This is a genomic window from Mesorhizobium sp. USDA 4775, assembly GCF_054062655.1.
In genome coordinates this window covers 3,722,054-3,741,325 of sequence record NZ_JBSSFM010000001.1, presented here as the reverse complement: position 1 = coordinate 3,741,325, position 19,272 = coordinate 3,722,054, and the positions used below count along the sequence as shown (strand labels likewise).

Genomic DNA, 19,272 nt, shown 5'->3' with positions numbered 1-19,272 from the left:
CCGGCCGCTACATCGGCCCAGGCATCATCTTGGTCGGCTTCTCCAGCATCGGAAAATCGGCCTTGCTGCATTTCACGTTCGGGTTCGTCGGACTGAACATGCCGTTCGGATTGTCCCTGAACAGCCAGGCGTGAAGATCGTAGTGGACGAACTCCCTCGGGATGAGCGGATAGTGTCCTTCCATCGGACCCATGAATTTCTGGCCAAACAGTGTGGGGACTTCCTTGACGTTCGGTGTCAACGGCACCAGCCACTCCACGCCGACCAACTTCAGGCCTTTCTTGGTCGGCTCGTAGATCAGCACGTTGGGCTTCATCGGGTCGAGCTTCTGGCCGACGCTTGGGACGTTGACGAAATGGACGCCCATGGCGCCTTTCGGGTAATCCATCGAGCCCGGTATCTTTTCCCCACTGTAGAAGACGCAGCCGACCGTCGACAGATAGAGGTCGCGGACAGCTGCGGTATAGTCTTCATACTTGGCCAATGATTTCTTCAAGGCTTCGATGTCGGCCTTGTTGGCGTCCTCGGCCTGAGCCGTGGCGAGCCCCAACCACAGACCCGCAATACTGGTCAAAGCGAGGACGCCGCAGCGCCCGAGGCAGGTTGTTCTTGTCATGCATTCCTCCCAGATATTTCATCTGGCCGTGCAAGACCGAGGCGGGAAAATGCTTGTTACGCGGCCAGTTGTACCGCCTCATCCCCTCTGGAACAGCGATGATGCTATTCCTTTCCGTGACTGTAGGAAAGCAGTTATTTAGCTGTTGCTAATTCTTAAGCGCGACAGCTGCAGGGTGCGATGGCCGCTCAAACAAAAACGGCCCCGCATTGGGGCCGTTTTCACATTCGTTGCGGTACAGATCGTCAGGTGAGCGGCGACAATTGGATCTCGACGCGACGGTTCTGCTCGCGGCCGGCGGCCGTCGCGTTGGATGCGATCGGCCGCGTCTTGCCGAAGCCGGTGACGGCGAAGCGGCGCTGATCGACGCCCTGACCGGACAGATAGTTGGCAACCGCCAGTGCGCGGCGCTGCGACAGATCGAAATTGTGCTGGTCGCCGCCGGTCGAATCGGTATGACCGAAAACATCGACCGTGGTCTGCTTGAATTTCTTCAGCACCAGCGCAACCGAGTTCAGCACCGGATAGAAGCCTGGCTTCACCGCATCCTGATCGACATTGAAGGTGATGTCCGACGGCATATTGAGGATGATCTGGTCACCACTGCGAGTGACGCTGACACCGGTACCCTCGAGCTGCCGGCGCAGTTCAGCTTCGTTCTGATCCATGGTGGCGCCGATGGCGCCGCCGGCCAGCGCACCGATGCCGGCGCCGATCAGCGCGTTGCGGCGGTCATTGCCGCCGGCAAGCAGACCGAGGCTGGCACCTGCCAGGGCACCGAGACCAGCACCTGCGGCCGTGTTGGAAATCTTCTGGTCGCCCGTATACGGATCCGTGGTGGTGCAGGCGCTCACGAGCAAGGCCGTCGCCACGGCGACGAGCACGGTCTTCTTCATAGATGGTCCCTCTCCAAGTCGCGCCTTTTTGGACGGCGCCAAATCAGCCCTTCGCGCGACTTGTACCATGAATTGCGGCGAAAAGCGGAACGGGAAAAGCACCCGCGACGGCTTTTCCGGGGATCAGTTACCAGAGATTCTTGCCGTCAATGACCACCACTTCCACCTTGTCGAGATTGAAGTCGTCGAACAGCCGCGAGTTGACGCTGATCTTCGGATTGTCGAAATCCGGCTCGCCGGTCGACCAATCCGGCGTCTCGGTGAACGTGCCGCAGCCGCAGTTGGCGCAAAAACCATGTTTCACGGTTTTCGAGCCCCACTCATAGAAGGAAACGTTTTTCAGAGGCGTGATGAGCTTGAACTGCGAGGGGGTATAATAGGCCCAGAGCGAGCCACGTTTCGAGCAGAACGAGCAGGTGCATTGCGTCACCGTTTCCGGTGCCTCTGAAACCTCGAATGTCGTCGCCTTGCAGTGACAGCTTCCCTTGATGGTCATCAACATCACCTCTCCATTGTCCGCCGCCCATGCGGCAAGGCACCATAAAGAAGCGATCCTGACAACTGTCTGTCAGCAGGCTCTACCCCTGAACAGCAGGCCGCGAACTCAGTAGGACGATGGCGGCACGAACAGGCAGATCGTCTTGCCGGCATCAAGCCCGGCCTCATGCGCGCACCAATGGTATTCGCCGTCCGGCGAATTCTTGATGCGCCTGTCGCTGTAGGCCAGCACCTCCCCGGTGTCCTTGATTACATAGCCTTCCGGACGCTCGCTGATCGAGGTCTGCGACACCTCGTGGCAGTCGTAATTCGCGCAGCAAGCGAACGGATAACTCCAGCCTTGCGGCTTGGCCGCGGTCGGCTTGGCGTCGTGCGCCATGGCCGACGCCGACAGGAGCGCGATCACACACGCCGCGCAAAGGGGAAGGACAAGCTGGCCAACCGACGGAACGGCGATCGCCGATCTGGAACTGGCAGCAAACATGGCAACGCTCCTTTCAAACGAGGTTTCAAGCGTTTCGCTTGCCCGTTCCCGGAACGTGTCTTCCCAGCGGCCAATCGTCAGCAGATATGCCGCGACCGGCCATAAATGCTTTTGTCTCCTCCTGCCGCAAATGGTGAGCCGAAATGTGAGTCGGTGCAAGAAATTGCTGCGTGGAGGCTGCGCCCGTTGCTGGCCGCCCAAGGCCGCAAACGTGCCCTCCATGACCACGGCAGGTTGCCGTGAGCAATGGACCGCTTGGTCCCCAAGAAAGTGCGAGCGGGTGCTATGGTCTAGTGGCGGACCGTGCTAGTCCAGATCCGCCACGGCCTCGCCTGCGCCGCCTTCGATGCGTTGCGACAGCGAGGCTTCCATGAAATCGTCGAGGTCGCCATCGAGCACGCTCGACGGGCTGGTGCTTTCGACGCCGGTGCGCAGATCCTTGACCAGCTGGTAGGGCTGCAGCACGTAGGAACGGATCTGGTGGCCCCAGCCGATGTCGCTCTTCGAGGCTTCCGTGGCGTTGGCGATGGCCTCACGCTTCTTCAGCTCTTCCTCGTAGAGGCGCGAGCGCAGCATCTCCCAGGCCTTCGCTTTGTTCTTGTGCTGCGAACGCTCGGCTTGGCAGGCGACCGCGATGCCGGTGGCGATATGGGTGATGCGCACGGCCGAATCGGTGGTGTTGACGTGCTGGCCGCCGGAACCCGACGAGCGATAGGTGTCGATGCGTACGTCGGATTCGGAAACATCGATCTCGATCGTGTCGTCGATAACGGGATAAACCCAGACGCTGGCGAAGGAGGTATGCCGGCGCGCATTGCTGTCATAGGGCGAAATGCGCACCAGGCGATGGACACCGGATTCGGTCTTCATCCAGCCATAGGCATTGTGGCCCTTGATCAGCAATGTGGCGGACTTGATGCCGGCCTCTTCGCCGTCATGCACTTCCAGCACCTCGACCTTGAAGCGGCGGCGTTCGGCCCAGCGCGTGTACATGCGCAAGAGCATCGAGGCCCAGTCCTGGCTTTCAGTGCCGCCGGCGCCGGCATGGATTTCGAGATAGGTGTCGTTGGCGTCGGCTTCACCCGACAGCAGCGTTTCGACCTGGCGGGCCTTGGCCTCGCCCTGCATCGAACGGATCGCCGCTTCGGCCTCGGCGATGACGCCTTCGTCACCCTCTTCCTCGCCGAGCTCGATCAGGCCGATATTGTCTTCCAGCGCCTGGGTCAGGCCCTTGACCGCCGCAATGCCTTCCTCGAGGCCCTGGCGCTCGCGCATCAGCTTCTGCGCTTCCAGCGGTTCGTTCCAGAGGCTGGCGTCCTCGGCCCGCACATTGAGGTATTCAAGCCGCTTTATGGCCTGGTCCCAGTCAAAGATGCCTCCTCAGCAGGGTGATCGCCTGCCTGATCTCGTCGACAATATTCTGCGTTTCCGCGCGCATGGCCTGGTATTTTGTCCTGTTGCTGAAGTGACACTTCGGTCGGCGCGATACATAGGGACGGCGCCGCCATGTGTAAAGCGAAATGGGCCGGCCCCAAGGCCAGCCCAGCGATCCGCATCCGGCCCCGTCAGTAGAGCCCGCCGCCGCCGTCCTGGATGGCCTGGTTGGCCTGCGGCGACAGTGCGCCGCCCGACGCGTTGGAGCCGTCGGCGCCCATTCCGATCACCCAATAGCTGTCGGCGGGACCGGTGCCCGGCTTGAAGGCCTCGATGATGGTGCCGGGATCGCCCGACGCGGCACGCATGCCGGTCTTGCGATTGATCGCGATCAGATTCATGCCCTCCGGAACCTTGAAGTCGACATTGGGCGTGCCGTCCAGCGCCACGCGCATGAAATCCTTGAAGATCGGAGCGGCGAGACCACCACCGGTGGCGCCATGGCCAAGGCCGCGCGGCGTGTCGTAGCCCATGTATAGGCCGACCACGAGGTTCGGCGTGAAACCGATGAACCAGGCGTCCTTTTCGTCGTTGGTGGTGCCGGTCTTGCCGGCAATGTGGCGGCCGAGTTCGCCGATAGTGGCGCCGGTGCCGCGCTGGACCACGCCTTCCATCATCGAGGTGATCTGGTAAGCGGTCATCGGATCGAGCACCTGCTCGGAATTGTCGACCAGTTCCGGCTCCGGCTGGTTCTTCCATTCGCTCGCGTTGCAGCCTTCGCAGCCACGCTCATCCTGCTTGAATACTGTCTTGCCGTAGCGGTCCTGGATGCGGTCAATGAGCGAGGGTTTGATCGACTTGCCGCCATTGGCCATGATCGAATAGGCCGAAACCATGCGCATGACGGTGGTCTCGCCGGAGCCCAGCGCCATCGGCAGATACGGCGCCAGATGATCGTAGACGCCGAAGCGCTCGGCATATTCGACGACCAGCTTCATACCCATGTCGTTGGCAAGCCGCACTGTCATCAAATTGCGCGACTTCTCGATGCCGGAGCGCAGGGTTGCCGGCCCGGCGACGGTGCCGTCATAGTTCTTGGGCGTCCAGGTCGTGTTGCCGCTCTGTATGGTGATCGGTCCGTCCATGATCACCGAGGCCGGCGTATAGCCATTGTCGAGCGCCGCCGAATAGACGATCGGCTTGAACGAGGAGCCCGGCTGACGCATCGCCTGGGTGGCACGGTTGAATTCGGACTGCGCATAGGAGAAACCGCCGACCATGGCCAGCACACGGCCGGTGTGCGGATCCATGGCGATCAGGCCGCCTTCCACCTCGGGAACCTGGCGCAGGCTGTAGGTATTGTCGGAGCCTTCGTTCTTCTGCACGAAGATGACGTCGCCGGGCTTGAGCACGTCGGCCGGCGACTTGGCCTTGACCGTCTTGCCGTCGACCATATGGCGCATGGCAAAGCCCAATGTCGTCCTTGCTGACGGTGCCTTCGACGCGTTCCTTGACGATGTCGCCCGACGCCTGGCGCGCGGGCTGCAGGCCAATCGAGAGGCCTGATGCGGAGGAGTCGAGCACGACGGCCAGCGACCATTCAGGGACGTCTTCCAATCCCTTGACGGCGCCCAGCGGGACGCCCCAGTCGCCGGACACGTCGATTGACGTCACCGGCCCGCGATAGCCACGCAGCGTATCGTACTTGATCAAGCCGTTCTGCATCGCCTTGCGGGCGATGAGTTGGACTTTCGGATCAAGCGTGGTGCGGACGGACAGGCCGCCTTCGTAGAGCGCGTTCTCGCCGTAACGGGCGATGATCTGGCGGCGCACCTCTTCGGTGAAGTATTCGCCGGCGAACAGATAGGTGCCGGTACGGCGCGGCGTCACGCCGAGCGGCTCGGCCTTGGCCTTGTTGCCTTCCTCACGCGTGACGTAGCCATTTTCGACCATCTGGTCGATGACCCAGTTGCGGCGCTCGATCGCGCGATCGGCATGCTTGAAGGGATGGTAGTTGTTGGGGCCTTTCGGCAGCGACGCCAGGTAGGCGGCCTCGGCCACGGTCAGTTCGTTCACCGACTTGTCGAAATAGGTAAGCGCCGCGCCGGCGACACCATAGGCGCCGAAACCGAAGAAGATTTCGTTGAGGTAGAGCTCGAGGATACGATCCTTGGGATAGGCCTGCTCGATGCGGAAGGCCAGGATCATTTCCTTGATCTTGCGCTCGTAGGTCTGGTCCGCGGTCAACAGGAAGTTCTTGGCCACCTGCTGGGTGATCGTCGAGGCGCCGACCTGGCGCCTGCCCGAGCCGAAATTCTGCAAGTTGACGATGATGGCGCGGCCAAGGCCGGTCACGTCGATGCCGGGGTGGTTGTAGAAGTTCTTGTCTTCCGCCGACAGGAAGGCCGCCTTGACGCGATCCGGGATAGCCTGGATCGGCAAATACAAGCGCCGCTCGCGCGCGTATTCGGCCATCAGCGAGCCATCCGAGGCGTGGATGCGCGTGGTCACCGGCGGCTCGTATTTGGCCAGCACCTCGTAGTCGGGCAGATCCTTCGACAGATGGCTGATGTAAATGGCAACGCCCGCCGCGACCAGAAGGGCCAGCGTCGTGCCGATGCCGAAGAAATAGCCAATGAGACGAATCATACCCGCTCCAGTCCTTGGTTCGGGAATTTCCTAAACGAAGCCGCCTTCCACGCAAGCTTTCGAGCCGGTCCCAATCCGTATTCGAAAACCCATGTCGCCACCATGTGGACAAAATACGGCAAGGCCTGATTTCGTGACCGCCCGCCGCAAATAAAGGCACCGGGTGTTGTCATCCAGCAACGCCGCCTCTGGTTGCAGGCGCCGCAAGGCATGTCAACCTCCGGTTCCAGCCCCGGCCTTGGCGGACGCGAACAGCGCAACGGCGTTGGTGATGCTTTGTGCGGCCTTGCCGCGCCATTCCGCGTTAAGCAGTTGCGCCTCGTCCTTGGCATTCGAGAGATAGCCGAGTTCGACCAGCACGGATGGCACGTCCGGCGCTTTCAATACCTTGAAGCCCGCGGAACGCTGCGGATTGTTGATGAGACCGACGCTGGTCGAAAGCTGGCCGACCAACGTGTGTGCGAAACTCATCGAGAAGGTGTGTGTCTCACGGCGGATCAGGTCGATCAGGATATCGGTCACTTCCTTGTTATCGTCCTTGATGACCATACCGGCGAACTGATCGGAGAGATTTTCTCGGTCGGCGAGCGCCTGCGCCTCGGGATCCGACGCCTTGTCGGAGACGGTATAGACCGTGGCGCCGCGGATGCCCTTGACGCTGATCGTGTCGGCATGGATCGAAATCAGCAGATCGGCCTCATGTTGGCGGGCAATGCGCACGCGGTCGTCCAGACGCAGATATTCATCGGTGTCGCGGGTCATGAAGACATCATATTTGCCGATGGCCGCGAGCTTGTCGCGCAGTTCCGTGGCGAAGGCCAGCGTGACGTTCTTCTCGATGGTGCCGTTCAGACCCTCGGCGCCGCCGTCGACGCCGCCATGGCCGGGATCGATGACGACCGTGAAGCGGTGGCCGGGATTGGAGACCGGCCCGGTGCCAACCCGCCCGCCCTTGTCGGTCGAAACCGTCGAGCCGGTGGTCAGTGCCTGGTTGGCAAGGGCGGCGTCGAACTCCCGTTCGGAGGCCGCCGACATGTCGACGGCAATGCGGTAGCCGGTTCCGTCCTCATTCTTGAGCACATCCAGCTTGTCGACGGCGAACGGCCCCTTGCCGGTAAGGATCAGCCGCGAGACACCGTCGCCGAGTGCGCCCAGGCGCACGCCCTTGACCAAGCCGCGTGGCTTCAAATCCTTGGCGTCGATGGCCAGCCTGGTATTCGCCAGGTCGATGACCAGACGATTGGGTCCGCGCAGCAGGAACCATTTGATATCAGGCTCGCGATCGAAATCCATGACGATGCGCATCTTGGTGGCATCGCCCGCCATCTTGTAGCCCTTTGCCACCAGCGGCGCATCGGCGGCGTCGGCAACGGAAAAAAAGGCCTGGGAAATCACCACCAGCAGCGACAGACATAGAGCGGCAAGAATCCGGCCGCCAACACGACATCCCTTGTCTGTGAAGTCTGCCAGTCCCATCTCTCTTCCAGTCGCTCCCGGTTTGGCGCCAGGCGCCCTCTCGTTTCGTCGAAGTGCCGGTTAGGCCGCGAACTCGATTAACGATTGGTATCCAGAGAAGGTTAACCAAGCCTTTTCACGCAAGGATTGGACCCCAGGCTTACGTTACGGAACTGCTTTTTGCCGGCATCGGAAATCGGGGTTGCCTTCCAACCCGCCAAATCATAAAAGCGATAGTGGATCACTGCAATCCTGGAACCGCCCTCCTCCGCAGCTTCCTGCTACAGGGTCAGATGAAAGGCGGCTCCTTTCGCTTCACGCGAAAAGGCTTCAGGTGATTGCGACGAATTTCGCAGGTGTGCTCCCGTGGCGGGGGAATCACCTGCGTGAGGAAAACGGCCGGGTTTGTCCCCGTGCCGGCTCTGTATGAGCAAACAAGCTGGTCCGGTTTCCGGGCTTTGGTTCAAAAGGTTCCGCTGGTGACGATGGCTTCAAGCGCAATCATGGAAAGGTCCGCATCAAACCGCGCCAGTATGGCAGCGGGCGGCACCGCCATGACACGCAGGCACCGTCCGGCGGACATTCAATTATCCGGCACCCACTCTCCAGACACACAGCAGCGGGCTTTGCCCCGCCAGCTGCGGCTGACGGCTGCCGGGGGGAAACGAAATAATGCCCAACAAAATGCTGATAGACGCCTCCCACCCGGAGGAAACACGCGTTGTCGTCGTACGCGGTAACCGTATCGAAGAATTCGACTTTGAATCCCAGGACAAGAAGCAGCTCAAAGGAAATATCTACCTCGCCCGCGTAACGCGCGTCGAACCCTCCCTTCAGGCAGCCTTTGTCGAATATGGCGGCAACCGTCACGGTTTTCTCGCCTTCAGTGAAATACACCCCGACTACTACCAGATCCCGGTCGCCGACCGTCAGGCACTGCTGCGCGCCGAAGCGCAGGAGGCCGAGGACGAAGAGGACGAGGATGGTGACGGCGATGACCGCCAGAGCCGCGATCGCGGTCGGCGCGGACGCCGGCGCGGCGGCAAGAGCCGCGAGCGCGGTGAGCACAAGCGCGATACCGGCGAGGCAGGCGAAGGCTCCGGCGAGCCAAGCGAAGGCGACGACAGCGGCGACATCGTTGTCGAGGAGATTTCAAACACCTCCGAGATCATCGAACACGCAGCCGATACATCGGAACATTCCGAGCCCTCGGGGCATGCCGATACATCAGGCCATGATGAAGGTTCCGCCGATCAGGACGAAACCGAAACCCGCGAGGGTGGTCCGACATCGATCGCCGCCGCGGTCGAAGGCGATGTGATTTCCGAACCTGTCTCGCAGACGGAACAGGCCACTGAAACCACATCCAGCGACAATGATCGTGGCATGTTGGAGGAAGTACAGTCCTCGCATCCCGATGATCACGAGGTCGAATCGGTCGGCGCCGAGGACGCTCTGGAAGAAGTGCGCAACCGTCGCAAACCGGTGCGCCGCCAGTACAAGATCCAGGAAGTGATCAAGCGCCGGCAGATCCTGCTGGTTCAGGTCGTCAAAGAAGAGCGCGGCAACAAGGGTGCCGCACTCACCACCTATCTGTCGCTTGCCGGCCGCTATTCGGTGCTGATGCCGAACACGGCGCGCGGCGGCGGCATTTCGCGCAAGATCACCAGCGCGGTCGATCGCAAGCGCCTGAAGGAGGTCGTTGCCGATCTCGAAGTGCCGCAAGGCATGGGCGTCATACTGCGCACGGCCGGCGAGAGCCGTACCAAGGCCGAGATCAAGCGCGATTATGAATATCTGATGCGGCTGTGGGAAAACGTGCGCAATCTCACGCTCCAGTCCACCGCCCCTGCCCTCGTCTATGAAGAAGGCAGCCTGATCAAGCGTTCGGTGCGCGACCTCTATAACAAGGATATCGACGAGATCCTTGTCTCCGGCGAGGAAGGCTACCGCGAAGCCAAGGACTTCATGCGCATGCTGATGCCGAGCCACGCCAAGGTGGTTCAGCCGTTCCGCGACACGACGCCGATCTTCGTGCGCAACGGCATCGAGGCGCAGCTCGACCGCATGCTGCAGCCGCAGGTGACGCTGAAGAGCGGCGGCTACATCATCATCAACCAGACCGAGGCGCTGGTCGCTATCGACGTCAATTCGGGCCGCTCCACCAAGGAGCACTCGATCGAGGACACCGCGCTCCACACCAATCTGGAAGCGGCCGAAGAAGTTGCCCGTCAGCTCAGGCTGCGCGATCTCGCCGGCCTGATCGTCATCGACTTCATCGACATGGAGGAGAACCGCAACAACCGCTCCGTCGAGAAGCGGCTGAAGGATCACCTCAAGAACGACCGTGCGCGCATCCAGGTCGGCCGAATCTCGCATTTCGGCCTAATGGAGATGTCACGCCAGCGCATCCGCGCCAGCGTGCTGGAATCGACCATGAAGCCCTGCCCGCATTGCGGCGGCACCGGCCATGTCAGGTCCGATTCGTCGGTGGCGCTGATGGTGGTGCGGGCGATCGAGGAATTCCTGCTCAAGGATTCGCGCAGCCACATCACCGTGCGCACGCCGGCGGCAACCGCGCTCTACGTGCTCAACCACAAGCGCGGCACGCTGGTGGAACTGGAAAGCCGCTTCGGCCTGACCATCACCATCGAGGCCGACGATACGGTTGGCGCGCAGCACTACGCGATCTTCCGCGGCGCGCTGGCCGAGAAGCCCGAGGGTTTCGTCGAGGTCCGCAGCCTGCCGGCCTATGTCGAGCCTGAGGAGCCCGAGGACGAGATTGCCGTCGTCGAGGAAGACGATGAGGTCGTGGTCCAGGCCGAGCAGCCACGCCAGCAGCCGCAGCAGAACCAGCAGCCGCGGCCTGCCGGCAGCGAAGATGGCGAAGGCCGCGACCGCAAGCGTCGCAAGCGCCGCAGACGTCGCGGCGGCAGGGATCGCGACCGCGAGCATGGCGCTCCGGCGGACGGCTCATCCATCTCCACTCAGGCCGGCGATTTCGCCGGCGCGGCAGACGCGGCAGGCGATGACGATGGCGAACAGGACGATGCCGCCCCGATCGCTGCCAGCGCGTCCGACGAGGCGGTGCAGGCCGCGGATGACAGCCAGGGCAAGAAGCGCCGGCGCGGCAAGCGCGGCGGCAAGCGCAACCGTCGCGAAGACGGTGAAGGCGAGAGCGAGGCAAGCGCCGGCGAGGCGACCGAGGCTTCGGAAGCCGATGCTTCCGAAAGCGAGCCTGCCTCGATCGAACCGGTGGCTGTTGCCGCGGTGACGGAAGAACCGGTGGCCGCGGCGGGCGAAGAGGTGCCAAGCACCGAGAAGCCCAAGAAGCCGCGTCGCGCAGCCAAGCCGAAGAAGGCAGCCGCCGAAGCGGTCGCTGAAACCGCTGTTGTCGAAGCGGCCGCAGAAGCGCCAGTCGAGCCTCTGGTGGCGGCTGCTGAAGAGGCGGTGGTTGCACCCGTTGCGCAAGAGTCTTCGAAGGCCCGGCCGTCACGACGCAAGCCGGCGGCCATCGACGCGCCCGTGGTGCCGGTGGTGTCCTCGACCGTCGCCGATGAGCCGGAAGCCAAGACCGAAGAAAAGCCGAAGCGCGCCGGCTGGTGGCAGCGGAAGGGCTTTTTCTAAGCATTTCAACTGGTTGAAGTGACTTTCTAATAAAAAAATCCCACGCCGATCGAAAGACGGCGCGGGATTTTTCACATTGCGCGTTCCAACAGGTGGCGACGCGCTGGCTAAGGCGCGAAGATCGACCAGTTCATCATCCTGGCCAGCTTTTCCAGCGCGATCGAACCCAGCTTGGAATTGCCGTTGGCGTTGAGGCCGGGCGACCACACCGCAAGCGACGCCACACCCGGCACAATGCCCAATATGCCGCCGCCGACGCCACTCTTGCCGGGTATGCCGACACGGAAGGCGAAATCGCCGGAGCCGTCATAGTGGCCGCAAGTCAGCATCATGGCGCCGATGCGCCGCGCCCGCTCCGCCGACACCACGGAATGGCCGGTCGCCGGGTTCTTGCCGCCATTGGCGAGGAAGCGGCCGGCCATCGCCAATTGCCGGCAACTCATGGCTATGGCGCAATGGTGGAAATAGACGCCCAGCGCCAGTTCCGGAGCATGATGAAGATTGCCGAAGGATTTCATGTAGTTGGCGAGCGCGAAGTTGCGATAGCCGGTGGCACGTTCGGACGCCGCGACCTCACGGTCGATGATGATGGTCTCGTCGTCGGCGAGAAACTGGATGAAGCGCAGGATCTCGCCGATCGCCTCGCGCGGCTGATGGCCGGCAAGCAGGATATCGGAAATGACGATGGCGCCTGCATTGATGAACGGATTGCGCGGGATGCCGTTCTCGTGCTCGAGTTGGACGATCGAGTTGAATGGGTTGCCCGAAGGCTCGCGCCCGACCCTTTTCCACAGCGCGTCGCCGACATTGCCGAGCGCCAGCGTCAAGGTGAACACCTTGGAGATGCTCTGTATCGAAAAAGCCTGGTCGGCATCGCCCGCCATCAGCACGCGGCCGTCATTGGTGACGGCGGCAATGCCGAATTTCCTCGGGTCGACCTTGCCCAATTGGGGAATGTAGGTGGCGACATCGCCGCGATCGGTGCGTTCGGCCATTTCGGCGGCGACTTCGGCCAATGCCTGCTCAAGTTTGGGAGCCTGTTCGAGTTCCGGCATCGGGGCTACCTCAACCAGCGTTCGATGCGCGCCATCGCCTCGACCATGTCGTCGTGGCTGCCGGCATAGGAAAACCGCATCGTGCGATGTCCGGCCTGGGTGTCGAAGTCGCGGCCGGGCGTCGCCGCGACATGCGCCTCGGCCAGCATCTTGCGCGCGAAGGCCATGCTGTCATTGCTGTGGCGGGTGACATCGCAAAACGCATAGAAGGCGCCGTCCATGGGCGCGGCCAGCGGGAAGCCGAGTTCCGGCAAGCGTTTCATCAGCAGTTCACGGTTCCAGGCATAGCGGCCCTTGATCGCTTCCAGCTCTTCGGTCGCGGCAAAGGCTTCGATAGCGGCGATCTGCGACAGTTCGGGGGGCGAAATGTAGAGGCTCTGGGCGATGCGTTCGACCGGCCGCACCAGCGCTTCCGGCAACACCATCCAGCCGATGCGCCAGCCGGTCATGCAATAGTATTTCGAGAAGGAATTGATCACCGTGACGCTGTTGCCGAAGGCAAGTGCGGTGGTGTCCGGCGCGCCATAGGCCAACCGGTGGTAGATCTCGTCGGAAATGACGGCGATGCCCAGTGCCTCCGCCGTATCGACCAGCGCTGACAGTTCGTCGGCCGGTATGACGGCACCGGTCGGGTTGGCGGGACTCGCGAAAAGCACACCCTTCAACGGCTTCTCGCGATGCGCGGCCTCCAGATGACCGGCATGCAGATAGGCTGCGTCGCCAAGTTCGATCTCGACCACATCGATGCCGAGTGCCGCCATGATGTTGCGATAAGCGGGGTAGCCGGGTGCCGCGATGGCAACGCGATCGCCCGGATCGAACATCGCCAGGAAGGCGAGATTGAAGGCCGCCGACGAACCCGTGGTCACCGCGATCCGGGCGGGCTCGACTTCGAGCTGATAGTGATCCGCGTAATGCGCGGCGATCGCCTTGCGCAGGCCGGCCAGCCCCAGTGTGTCGGTGTAGCCGATGCGGCCGACCTGCAAGACTTCGGCCGCGGCGGCGCGAACCCGCGCGGGCGCCGGGTCGGACGGCTGGCCGACCGCCATGGAGATCACCGGCACGCCTTGCGCCTTCAGCCGGTTGGCTTCGGCCAGCACATCCATGGCGTGGAATGGTTCGACATTGCCACGACGCGAGAGTGAAACGACCATTTTATCCCTATCCCGACGGTTTGGCGCGCCACGCCCCCAAATACATGCGCCGCACAAATGCCCGATTGATGTGAGGATCACAAGTTGAGGAAGTTTTCCGGTGCCGACTTTTCATCTTTCGCCCGCTCGTCTACCAGTGGACACGTCATGTTGAGCCGACCCAGATCGACGATTGCCAGGATTGCGCGTGTTTTCACGACGCTTTCGCTTGGCCTTGCCGTTGGCGTGGCAAGTTCGGTCACCGCCTTCGCCCAGAGCGTTCCGGTGGTGCGAGATGCCGAGATCGAGGCTTTGGTGCGCGACTATGCGCGGCCGATCTTCAAGGCGGCAGGGCTGGCGAATGACGGCATCGACATCGTCCTGGTCAATGATTCCAGCTTCAACGCTTTCGTCACCGGGCGACGGCTGTTCATCAACACCGGCGCGCTGATGACGGCGGAAACACCCAACGAGATCATCGGTGTCATCGCGCACGAGGCCGGCCATATCGCCGGCGGCCACCAGCAGAAACTGCGTGACCAGCTCGAGCGCGCCAAGACGATGGCCATCATTGCGACCTTGCTCGGCGCGGGCGCGATGGTCGCTGGCGCGACCACCAACAGCCGCGGCCTTGCCGGCGCCGGCATGGGCGTGGCCGCCGGCGGCGGCGAGATGGCACAGCGCAGCATCCTCGCCTACCAGCGCACCGAGGAGATAACGGCCGACCGCTCCGCCATCACCTATCTCAACGCCACCGGCCAGTCCGGCATGGGCATGCTGAAGACGTTCCGGCGCTTCCAGACCGCGCTGTCGCTGTCGGGTGCGCAAGTCGATCCCTATCGGATCAGCCATCCGATGCCGCAGGAGCGCATCGCCAATCTCGAAGTGCTGGTGAAGCAGAGCCCCAATGTCGACAAGCCCGACCCGCCGGCCTTGCAGCAGCGCCATGACATGATGCGGGTGAAGATCGCCGTCTACATGGAAGGCCAGGCCACCGCCGCGCGGCTCATGCAAAAGATGAGAGGCAGCCTCGCCGGGCAGTATGGCGACGCCCAATCGACCTACCTCTACGGCGACATCGCCGGCGCACTCGCCAAGACCAATGCCCTGATCAAGGCGCAGCCGAAGAATGCCTATTTCCAGGAGTTGCGCGGCGACATCCTGATGAAGGCCAACAAGCCCAAGGACGCGGCGGAAGCCTACGCCAAGGCGGTCAGCCTCGATCCGGCGCGGTCCGGCTTGCTGCCTGTCTCGCTCGGCCAGGCGCTGATGGCGGTCGGCACGCCTGACTCGCTGAAAAAAGCCGTCGTGCAGATCAACAATGGCCTGGGACGCGACAAGGAAAATTCCGCCGGCTATCGCTACCTGGCGCAGGCTTATGGCGAGCTGGGTGACATACCGGGCGCCGAGCTTGCCACCGCGGAAGGTCATTTCTATTCCGGTAACTACAAGGATGCGAAGATCTTCGCCATGCGGGCGCAGCAGCAGATGAAGCGCGGCGAGCCGCGCTGGATACGCGCCCAGGACATCATAAACTACAAATCGTCAAACAAAATCTAGTGAACCTTCCGGTCACGCACTGCGACACAGCCGGACCAGGAAACAGGCAAAAGGAACGAGAACGATGAAAAAGGCACTGCTGCTGGGCACCACGGGGGTCGCTGTCGTCCTTGCCATGCTGGCTTTCGGTTTCGTGGCCGGCAGCCCACAGATGGCCAAGGCCGGTACGGCGCAGCCTGTCCAGACGATCGCCGATACCAAGATCGACCGTGCCGAGGTCGAGGGGATCATCCGTGACTATCTCCTGAAGAACCCCGAGGTGCTGCTCGAAGTGCAGGACGCGCTCGAGGCCAAGCAGAAGGAAGAGCAGCGCATCGCCTCGCTCGGCGTCATCAAGGGCGCCAAGGACCAGATCTTCAACTCCGCCTTCGACGGCGTCGTCGGCAATCCGAACGGAAAGGTGACGATCGTCGAGTTCTACGATTACAATTGCGGCTTCTGCAAACGCGCCATCGAGGACATGCGGGCGCTGACCAAATCCGATCCGGATCTGCGCTTCGTGCTCAAGGAATTCCCGATCCTCGGCCCGGATTCGCAGAAAGCGAGCGTCGTTTCGATGGCGTTCCACCTGATGATGCCGGAGAAGTACGGCGAGTTCCACAATGCGCTGCTCGGCGGCCAGGGACGCGCCACCGAGGCGGCCGCGATCAAGGTCGCGCTTTCGCTGGGCGCCGACGAGGCGACGCTGCGCGAGAAGATGAAGGATGCTTCGATCCCCGAGGCGTTCTCCAAGACCTACGATCTTGCCAACAAGCTGGCGATCACCGGAACGCCGTCCTACGTCGTCGGCAACGAGGTCGTGTTCGGGGCTCTCGGGCAGGACGTGTTGGCGGAAAAGATAAAGGCGGCGAAAGCCGCGCTTTGATCGGCCCGCGGTTTTCTTCACGGGCGCATTTCTGCCTGTTGTGGACAGTGAAAGAACGCACTTGCGCTCTTTTCGCGGACGACTATGCCCGGTATAGAGGCCCAGCGCGCCGGTTTGATACCGGCGCGGGAAAAGGTCGGTTTTTTTGAAAACGGTTTTCGTGCTGAACGGTCCCAATCTCAACGCGCTCGGCAAGCGCGAGCCGGGCATCTATGGCGGCAAGACGCTTGCCGCGATCGCGGACGACTGCAAGCAGGCCGGCGCGTCGCTCGGGCTCGAGATCGATTTCCGCCAGTCGAACCATGAGGGTGACCTTGTCGACTGGATCCAGGAAGCCGGCGACAAGGCTGCCGGCATCGTCATCAATCCAGGCGCCTACAGCCACACCTCGATCGCCATCCATGACGCCATCCGTTCCGTCGCACCGCTGCCGGTCGCCGAAGTTCACCTTTCCAACCTCCATGCGCGGGAATCATTCCGCCACGTCTCCATGGTCGCGCCGGTCGCCGTCGGCATGATCTGTGGCTTTGGGCCGCTCGGCTACACGCTGGCGCTACAGGCGCTGGCCGCACGCCTATGACCGGCCAACAAACAGAAGGCTCGAAAATGTCGATAAAGAAGACCGGTGTTGACCAGCAACTGATCCGCGATCTGGCGGGCATACTGAACGACACCAACCTGACCGAGATCGAGGTTGAACTGGGCGACCTGAAGGTGCGCGTGTCGCGGCAGGCCCCTGCCGTCCATGCGATCGCGGCGCCCCAGCCCAGCTATGCGCCGGCAGCAGCCCAGCCCGCGGTCGCGGCCGGCCCGGCCACGGTCGACGTGTCGAAGAACGCGGTGGCCTCGCCAATGGTCGGCACCGCCTATCTGGCGCCGTCGCCCGACGCCAAGCCGTTCATCGAGGTCGGCCAGACGGTCAAGGAAGGCCAGACGCTGCTGATCATCGAGGCGATGAAGACGATGAACCAGATCCCCTCGCCGCGCGCCGGCACGGTAACGGCGATCCTGTTCGAGGATGCGACGCCGGTCGAATACGGCATGCCGCTCGTCGTGATCGAGTAGAGCGGGCCGGATGTTCCAGAAGATCCTCATCGCCAATCGCGGCGAAATCGCGCTTCGGGTGCTGCGCGCCTGCAAGGAACTCGGCATCCAGACGGTGGTGGTGCATTCGACCGCCGACGCCGACGCCATGCATGTGCGGCTTGCCGACGAGAGCGTCTGCATTGGCCCGCCGCCATCGCGCGACAGCTATCTCAACATCCATCAGATCGTCGCGGCGTGCGAGATCACCGGCGCCGACGCGGTACATCCGGGTTATGGCTTCCTGTCCGAGAACGCCAAGTTCGCCGACATACTGGCCGCGCACAACATCACCTTTATCGGCCCGACCGGCGACCATATCCGCGTCATGGGCGACAAGATCGAGGCCAAGCGCACCGCCAAGCGCCTCGGCATCCCGGTCGTGCCCGGGTCCGACGGCGCGGTGACCGAGGAGAAGGAAGCCAAGCGAATTGCCGCCGAAATCGGCTATCCTGTGATCATCAAGGCCTCCGCCGGCGGCGGCGGACGCGGCATGAAGGTCGCGCACTCCGAGGCCGACCTCGAGGTCGCTCTGCAGACGGCGCGCTCGGAAGCAGGCGCCGCTTTCGGCGACGACGCCGTCTACATCGAGAAGTATCTGCAGAAGCCGCGCCATATCGAAGTGCAGGTGTTCGGCGACGGCTTTGGCCGCGGCGTGCATTTCGGCGAGCGCGACTGTTCGCTGCAACGGCGCCACCAGAAAGTCTGGGAAGAGGCCAATTCGCCGGCGCTCAACGCCGAGGAACGGTCCCGCATCGGCGGCATCTGCGCCAAGGCCATTGCCGATCTCGGCTATTCCGGCGCCGGCACGATCGAGTTCCTCTACGAGAATGGCGAGTTCTATTTCATCGAGATGAACACACGCCTGCAGGTCGAGCATCCGGTGACGGAAGCAATCACCGGCATCGATCTCGTGCATGAGCAGATACGCGTCGCTTCCGGCGGCGGCCTTTCCGTCAGGCAGGAAGACATCAAGTTCAATGGCCACGCCATCGAATGCCGCATCAATGCCGAGGATCCGCGCACCTTCACCCCCTCGCCCGGCACAATCACGCATTTCCACACGCCAGGCGGTCTCGGCATCCGAGTAGATTCCGGCGTCTATTCCGGCTACAAGATCCCGCCCTACTACGACAGCCTGATCGGCAAGCTGATCGTGCATGGGCGCAACCGCGTCGAATGCATGATGCGGCTGCGCCGGGCGCTGGATGAATTCGTCGTCGACGGCATCAAGACGACGTTGCCGCTGTTTCGCGATCTGGTCGGCAATGCCGACATCGCCAACGGCGACTATGACATCCACTGGCTGGAAAAATACCTGGCCAAGGAAGAGTAGTCCGGGGACGCGATGACCCGTCCTTACGCGCCCGGCTATCGCATTCCCACCGACCTTCTGCTCAAGGCCTACGCTTCGGGCGTCTTCCCGATGGCCGAAAGCGCCAGCGACCCAGAAGTGTTCTGGGTGCGGCCGGAGACGCGCGGCATCATCCCGCTCGACGGGTTCCACACGCCCAAAAGCCTGAGGAAGACGATCCGCAAAAACCTGTTCGACATCCGTTTCGACTTCGATTTCGAAGCGACGATCGACGGCTGTGCCGAAAAGCGCGAGGAGCGGCGATCGACCTGGATCAACGCGCCGATCCGCGAGGCCTATGTGCAGTTGCACCGCATGGGCCATTGCCATTCGGTCGAGGCCTGGCGCGGGGACCAGTTGGTCGGCGGTCTCTACGGCGTGTCGCTTGGACGGGTTTTCTTCGGCGAAAGCATGTTTTCCAAGGAGACGGATGCGTCGAAGATCTGCCTCGTGCATCTGGTCGAGCGCTTGAAGGCACGCGGCTTCGCTCTACTTGATACGCAATTCACCACCGAGCACCTCAAGCGCTTCGGGGCTGTCGACGTGCCACGCGGCAAGTATGAGAGAATGCTCGCCGATGCGTTGAAGGGCGAGGCGATCTTCTTTCCGTGACTGGGGAGCTT

The 19,272-nt window shown here is 62.5% G+C and carries 15 protein-coding genes and 1 pseudogene; 7 read left to right on the top strand and 9 right to left on the bottom strand.

Annotated features, from left to right (window positions below; translation table 11 throughout):
- Nucleotides 1-7 precede the first annotated feature (7 nt).
- The 7 genes and pseudogenes from ACVILI_RS18285 to ACVILI_RS18255 form a co-directional block, all read right to left on the bottom strand.
- Nucleotides 8-616 carry a hypothetical protein gene (locus ACVILI_RS18285; protein WP_027046797.1) on the bottom strand — a complete coding sequence of 203 codons (609 nt, stop codon included), beginning with the start codon at nt 614-616 and terminating at the stop codon, nt 8-10.
- A 245-nt stretch (nt 617-861) separates the two neighbouring features.
- Nucleotides 862-1,512: an OmpA family protein gene (locus ACVILI_RS18280; RefSeq protein ID WP_010909222.1), complete on the bottom strand. Its 651-nt coding sequence runs from the start codon at nt 1,510-1,512 to the stop codon at nt 862-864.
- 127 nt (nt 1,513-1,639) lie between these two features.
- Nucleotides 1,640-2,008, bottom strand: a complete 369-nt coding sequence (locus ACVILI_RS18275) for a GFA family protein (RefSeq protein WP_032933394.1) — start codon at nt 2,006-2,008, stop codon at nt 1,640-1,642.
- A 108-nt stretch (nt 2,009-2,116) separates the two neighbouring features.
- Nucleotides 2,117-2,494 carry a hypothetical protein gene (locus tag ACVILI_RS18270; RefSeq protein WP_032921071.1) on the bottom strand — a complete coding sequence of 126 codons (378 nt, stop codon included), beginning with the start codon at nt 2,492-2,494 and terminating at the stop codon, nt 2,117-2,119.
- A 306-nt stretch (nt 2,495-2,800) separates the two neighbouring features.
- Nucleotides 2,801-3,932 (bottom strand): peptide chain release factor 2 gene (gene prfB, locus ACVILI_RS18265; protein ID WP_141700923.1). Its coding sequence is split into 2 segments (ribosomal slippage): nt 2,801-3,865 and nt 3,867-3,932, totalling 1,131 coding nucleotides; the frame shifts between segments, so codons are not numbered across the junction.
- Nucleotides 3,933-4,059: 127 nt separating this feature from the next.
- A pseudogene (locus ACVILI_RS18260) lies at nt 4,060-6,517 on the bottom strand (penicillin-binding protein 1A).
- Nucleotides 6,518-6,730: 213 nt separating this feature from the next.
- On the bottom strand, nt 6,731-7,993 hold the full coding sequence (locus ACVILI_RS18255) for an N-acetylmuramoyl-L-alanine amidase (protein ID WP_019857911.1): 1,263 nt from the start codon (nt 7,991-7,993) through the stop codon (nt 6,731-6,733).
- Between the two features lie 651 nt (nt 7,994-8,644).
- Here ACVILI_RS18255 and ACVILI_RS18250 point away from each other — a divergent pair.
- A complete protein-coding gene (locus tag ACVILI_RS18250) occupies nt 8,645-11,599 on the top strand; it encodes an Rne/Rng family ribonuclease (RefSeq protein ID WP_038646570.1) in 2,955 nt (984 codons plus the stop codon).
- A gap of 107 nt (nt 11,600-11,706) precedes the next feature.
- Here ACVILI_RS18250 and ACVILI_RS18245 read toward each other — a convergent pair whose 3' ends face one another.
- Nucleotides 11,707-12,654 (bottom strand): glutaminase, encoded by a 948-nt coding sequence (locus ACVILI_RS18245; RefSeq protein WP_038646568.1) that lies wholly within the window; start codon nt 12,652-12,654, stop codon nt 11,707-11,709.
- A gap of 5 nt (nt 12,655-12,659) precedes the next feature.
- Nucleotides 12,660-13,808: a pyridoxal phosphate-dependent aminotransferase gene (locus ACVILI_RS18240; RefSeq protein WP_038646566.1), complete on the bottom strand. Its 1,149-nt coding sequence runs from the start codon at nt 13,806-13,808 to the stop codon at nt 12,660-12,662.
- Nucleotides 13,809-13,955: 147 nt separating this feature from the next.
- Between ACVILI_RS18240 and ACVILI_RS18235 the strand changes: the two genes are divergently transcribed.
- From ACVILI_RS18235 to aat, 6 genes are all read left to right on the top strand, one after another.
- Nucleotides 13,956-15,347 carry a tetratricopeptide repeat protein gene (locus ACVILI_RS18235; RefSeq protein ID WP_027046793.1) on the top strand — a complete coding sequence of 464 codons (1,392 nt, stop codon included), beginning with the start codon at nt 13,956-13,958 and terminating at the stop codon, nt 15,345-15,347.
- Nucleotides 15,348-15,411: 64 nt separating this feature from the next.
- Entirely contained in the window at nt 15,412-16,212 is an 801-nt protein-coding gene (locus ACVILI_RS18230) for a DsbA family protein (protein ID WP_019857905.1), read from the top strand.
- 145 nt (nt 16,213-16,357) lie between these two features.
- On the top strand, nt 16,358-16,792 hold the full coding sequence (aroQ, locus tag ACVILI_RS18225; RefSeq protein WP_038646564.1) for a type II 3-dehydroquinate dehydratase: 435 nt from the start codon (nt 16,358-16,360) through the stop codon (nt 16,790-16,792).
- A 26-nt stretch (nt 16,793-16,818) separates the two neighbouring features.
- Nucleotides 16,819-17,277 carry an acetyl-CoA carboxylase biotin carboxyl carrier protein gene (gene accB / locus ACVILI_RS18220; protein WP_038646562.1) on the top strand — a complete coding sequence of 153 codons (459 nt, stop codon included), beginning with the start codon at nt 16,819-16,821 and terminating at the stop codon, nt 17,275-17,277.
- Nucleotides 17,278-17,287: 10 nt separating this feature from the next.
- Entirely contained in the window at nt 17,288-18,631 is a 1,344-nt protein-coding gene (accC, locus tag ACVILI_RS18215; RefSeq protein ID WP_019857901.1) for an acetyl-CoA carboxylase biotin carboxylase subunit, read from the top strand.
- Nucleotides 18,632-18,643: 12 nt separating this feature from the next.
- Nucleotides 18,644-19,261: a leucyl/phenylalanyl-tRNA--protein transferase gene (aat, locus tag ACVILI_RS18210; protein WP_038646560.1), complete on the top strand. Its 618-nt coding sequence runs from the start codon at nt 18,644-18,646 to the stop codon at nt 19,259-19,261.
- Nucleotides 19,262-19,272 lie beyond the last annotated feature (11 nt).

Bases quoted from the DNA above. Each gene is read 5' to 3' on its own strand.
- ACVILI_RS18285 (WP_027046797.1), bottom strand. From the start codon at position 616: ATGACAAGAACAACCTGCCTCGGGCGCTGCGGCGTCCTCGCTTTGACC.
- ACVILI_RS18280 (WP_010909222.1), bottom strand. From the start codon at position 1,512: ATGAAGAAGACCGTGCTCGTCGCCGTGGCGACGGCCTTGCTCGTGAGC.
- ACVILI_RS18275 (WP_032933394.1), bottom strand. From the start codon at position 2,008: ATGACCATCAAGGGAAGCTGTCACTGCAAGGCGACGACATTCGAGGTT.
- ACVILI_RS18270 (WP_032921071.1), bottom strand. From the start codon at position 2,494: ATGTTTGCTGCCAGTTCCAGATCGGCGATCGCCGTTCCGTCGGTTGGC.
- ACVILI_RS18255 (WP_019857911.1), bottom strand. From the start codon at position 7,993: ATGGGACTGGCAGACTTCACAGACAAGGGATGTCGTGTTGGCGGCCGG.
- ACVILI_RS18250 (WP_038646570.1), top strand. From the start codon at position 8,645: ATGCCCAACAAAATGCTGATAGACGCCTCCCACCCGGAGGAAACACGC.
- ACVILI_RS18245 (WP_038646568.1), bottom strand. From the start codon at position 12,654: ATGCCGGAACTCGAACAGGCTCCCAAACTTGAGCAGGCATTGGCCGAA.
- ACVILI_RS18240 (WP_038646566.1), bottom strand. From the start codon at position 13,808: ATGGTCGTTTCACTCTCGCGTCGTGGCAATGTCGAACCATTCCACGCC.
- ACVILI_RS18235 (WP_027046793.1), top strand. From the start codon at position 13,956: ATGTTGAGCCGACCCAGATCGACGATTGCCAGGATTGCGCGTGTTTTC.
- ACVILI_RS18230 (WP_019857905.1), top strand. From the start codon at position 15,412: ATGAAAAAGGCACTGCTGCTGGGCACCACGGGGGTCGCTGTCGTCCTT.
- accB (WP_038646562.1), top strand. From the start codon at position 16,819: ATGTCGATAAAGAAGACCGGTGTTGACCAGCAACTGATCCGCGATCTG.
- accC (WP_019857901.1), top strand. From the start codon at position 17,288: ATGTTCCAGAAGATCCTCATCGCCAATCGCGGCGAAATCGCGCTTCGG.
- aat (WP_038646560.1), top strand. From the start codon at position 18,644: ATGACCCGTCCTTACGCGCCCGGCTATCGCATTCCCACCGACCTTCTG.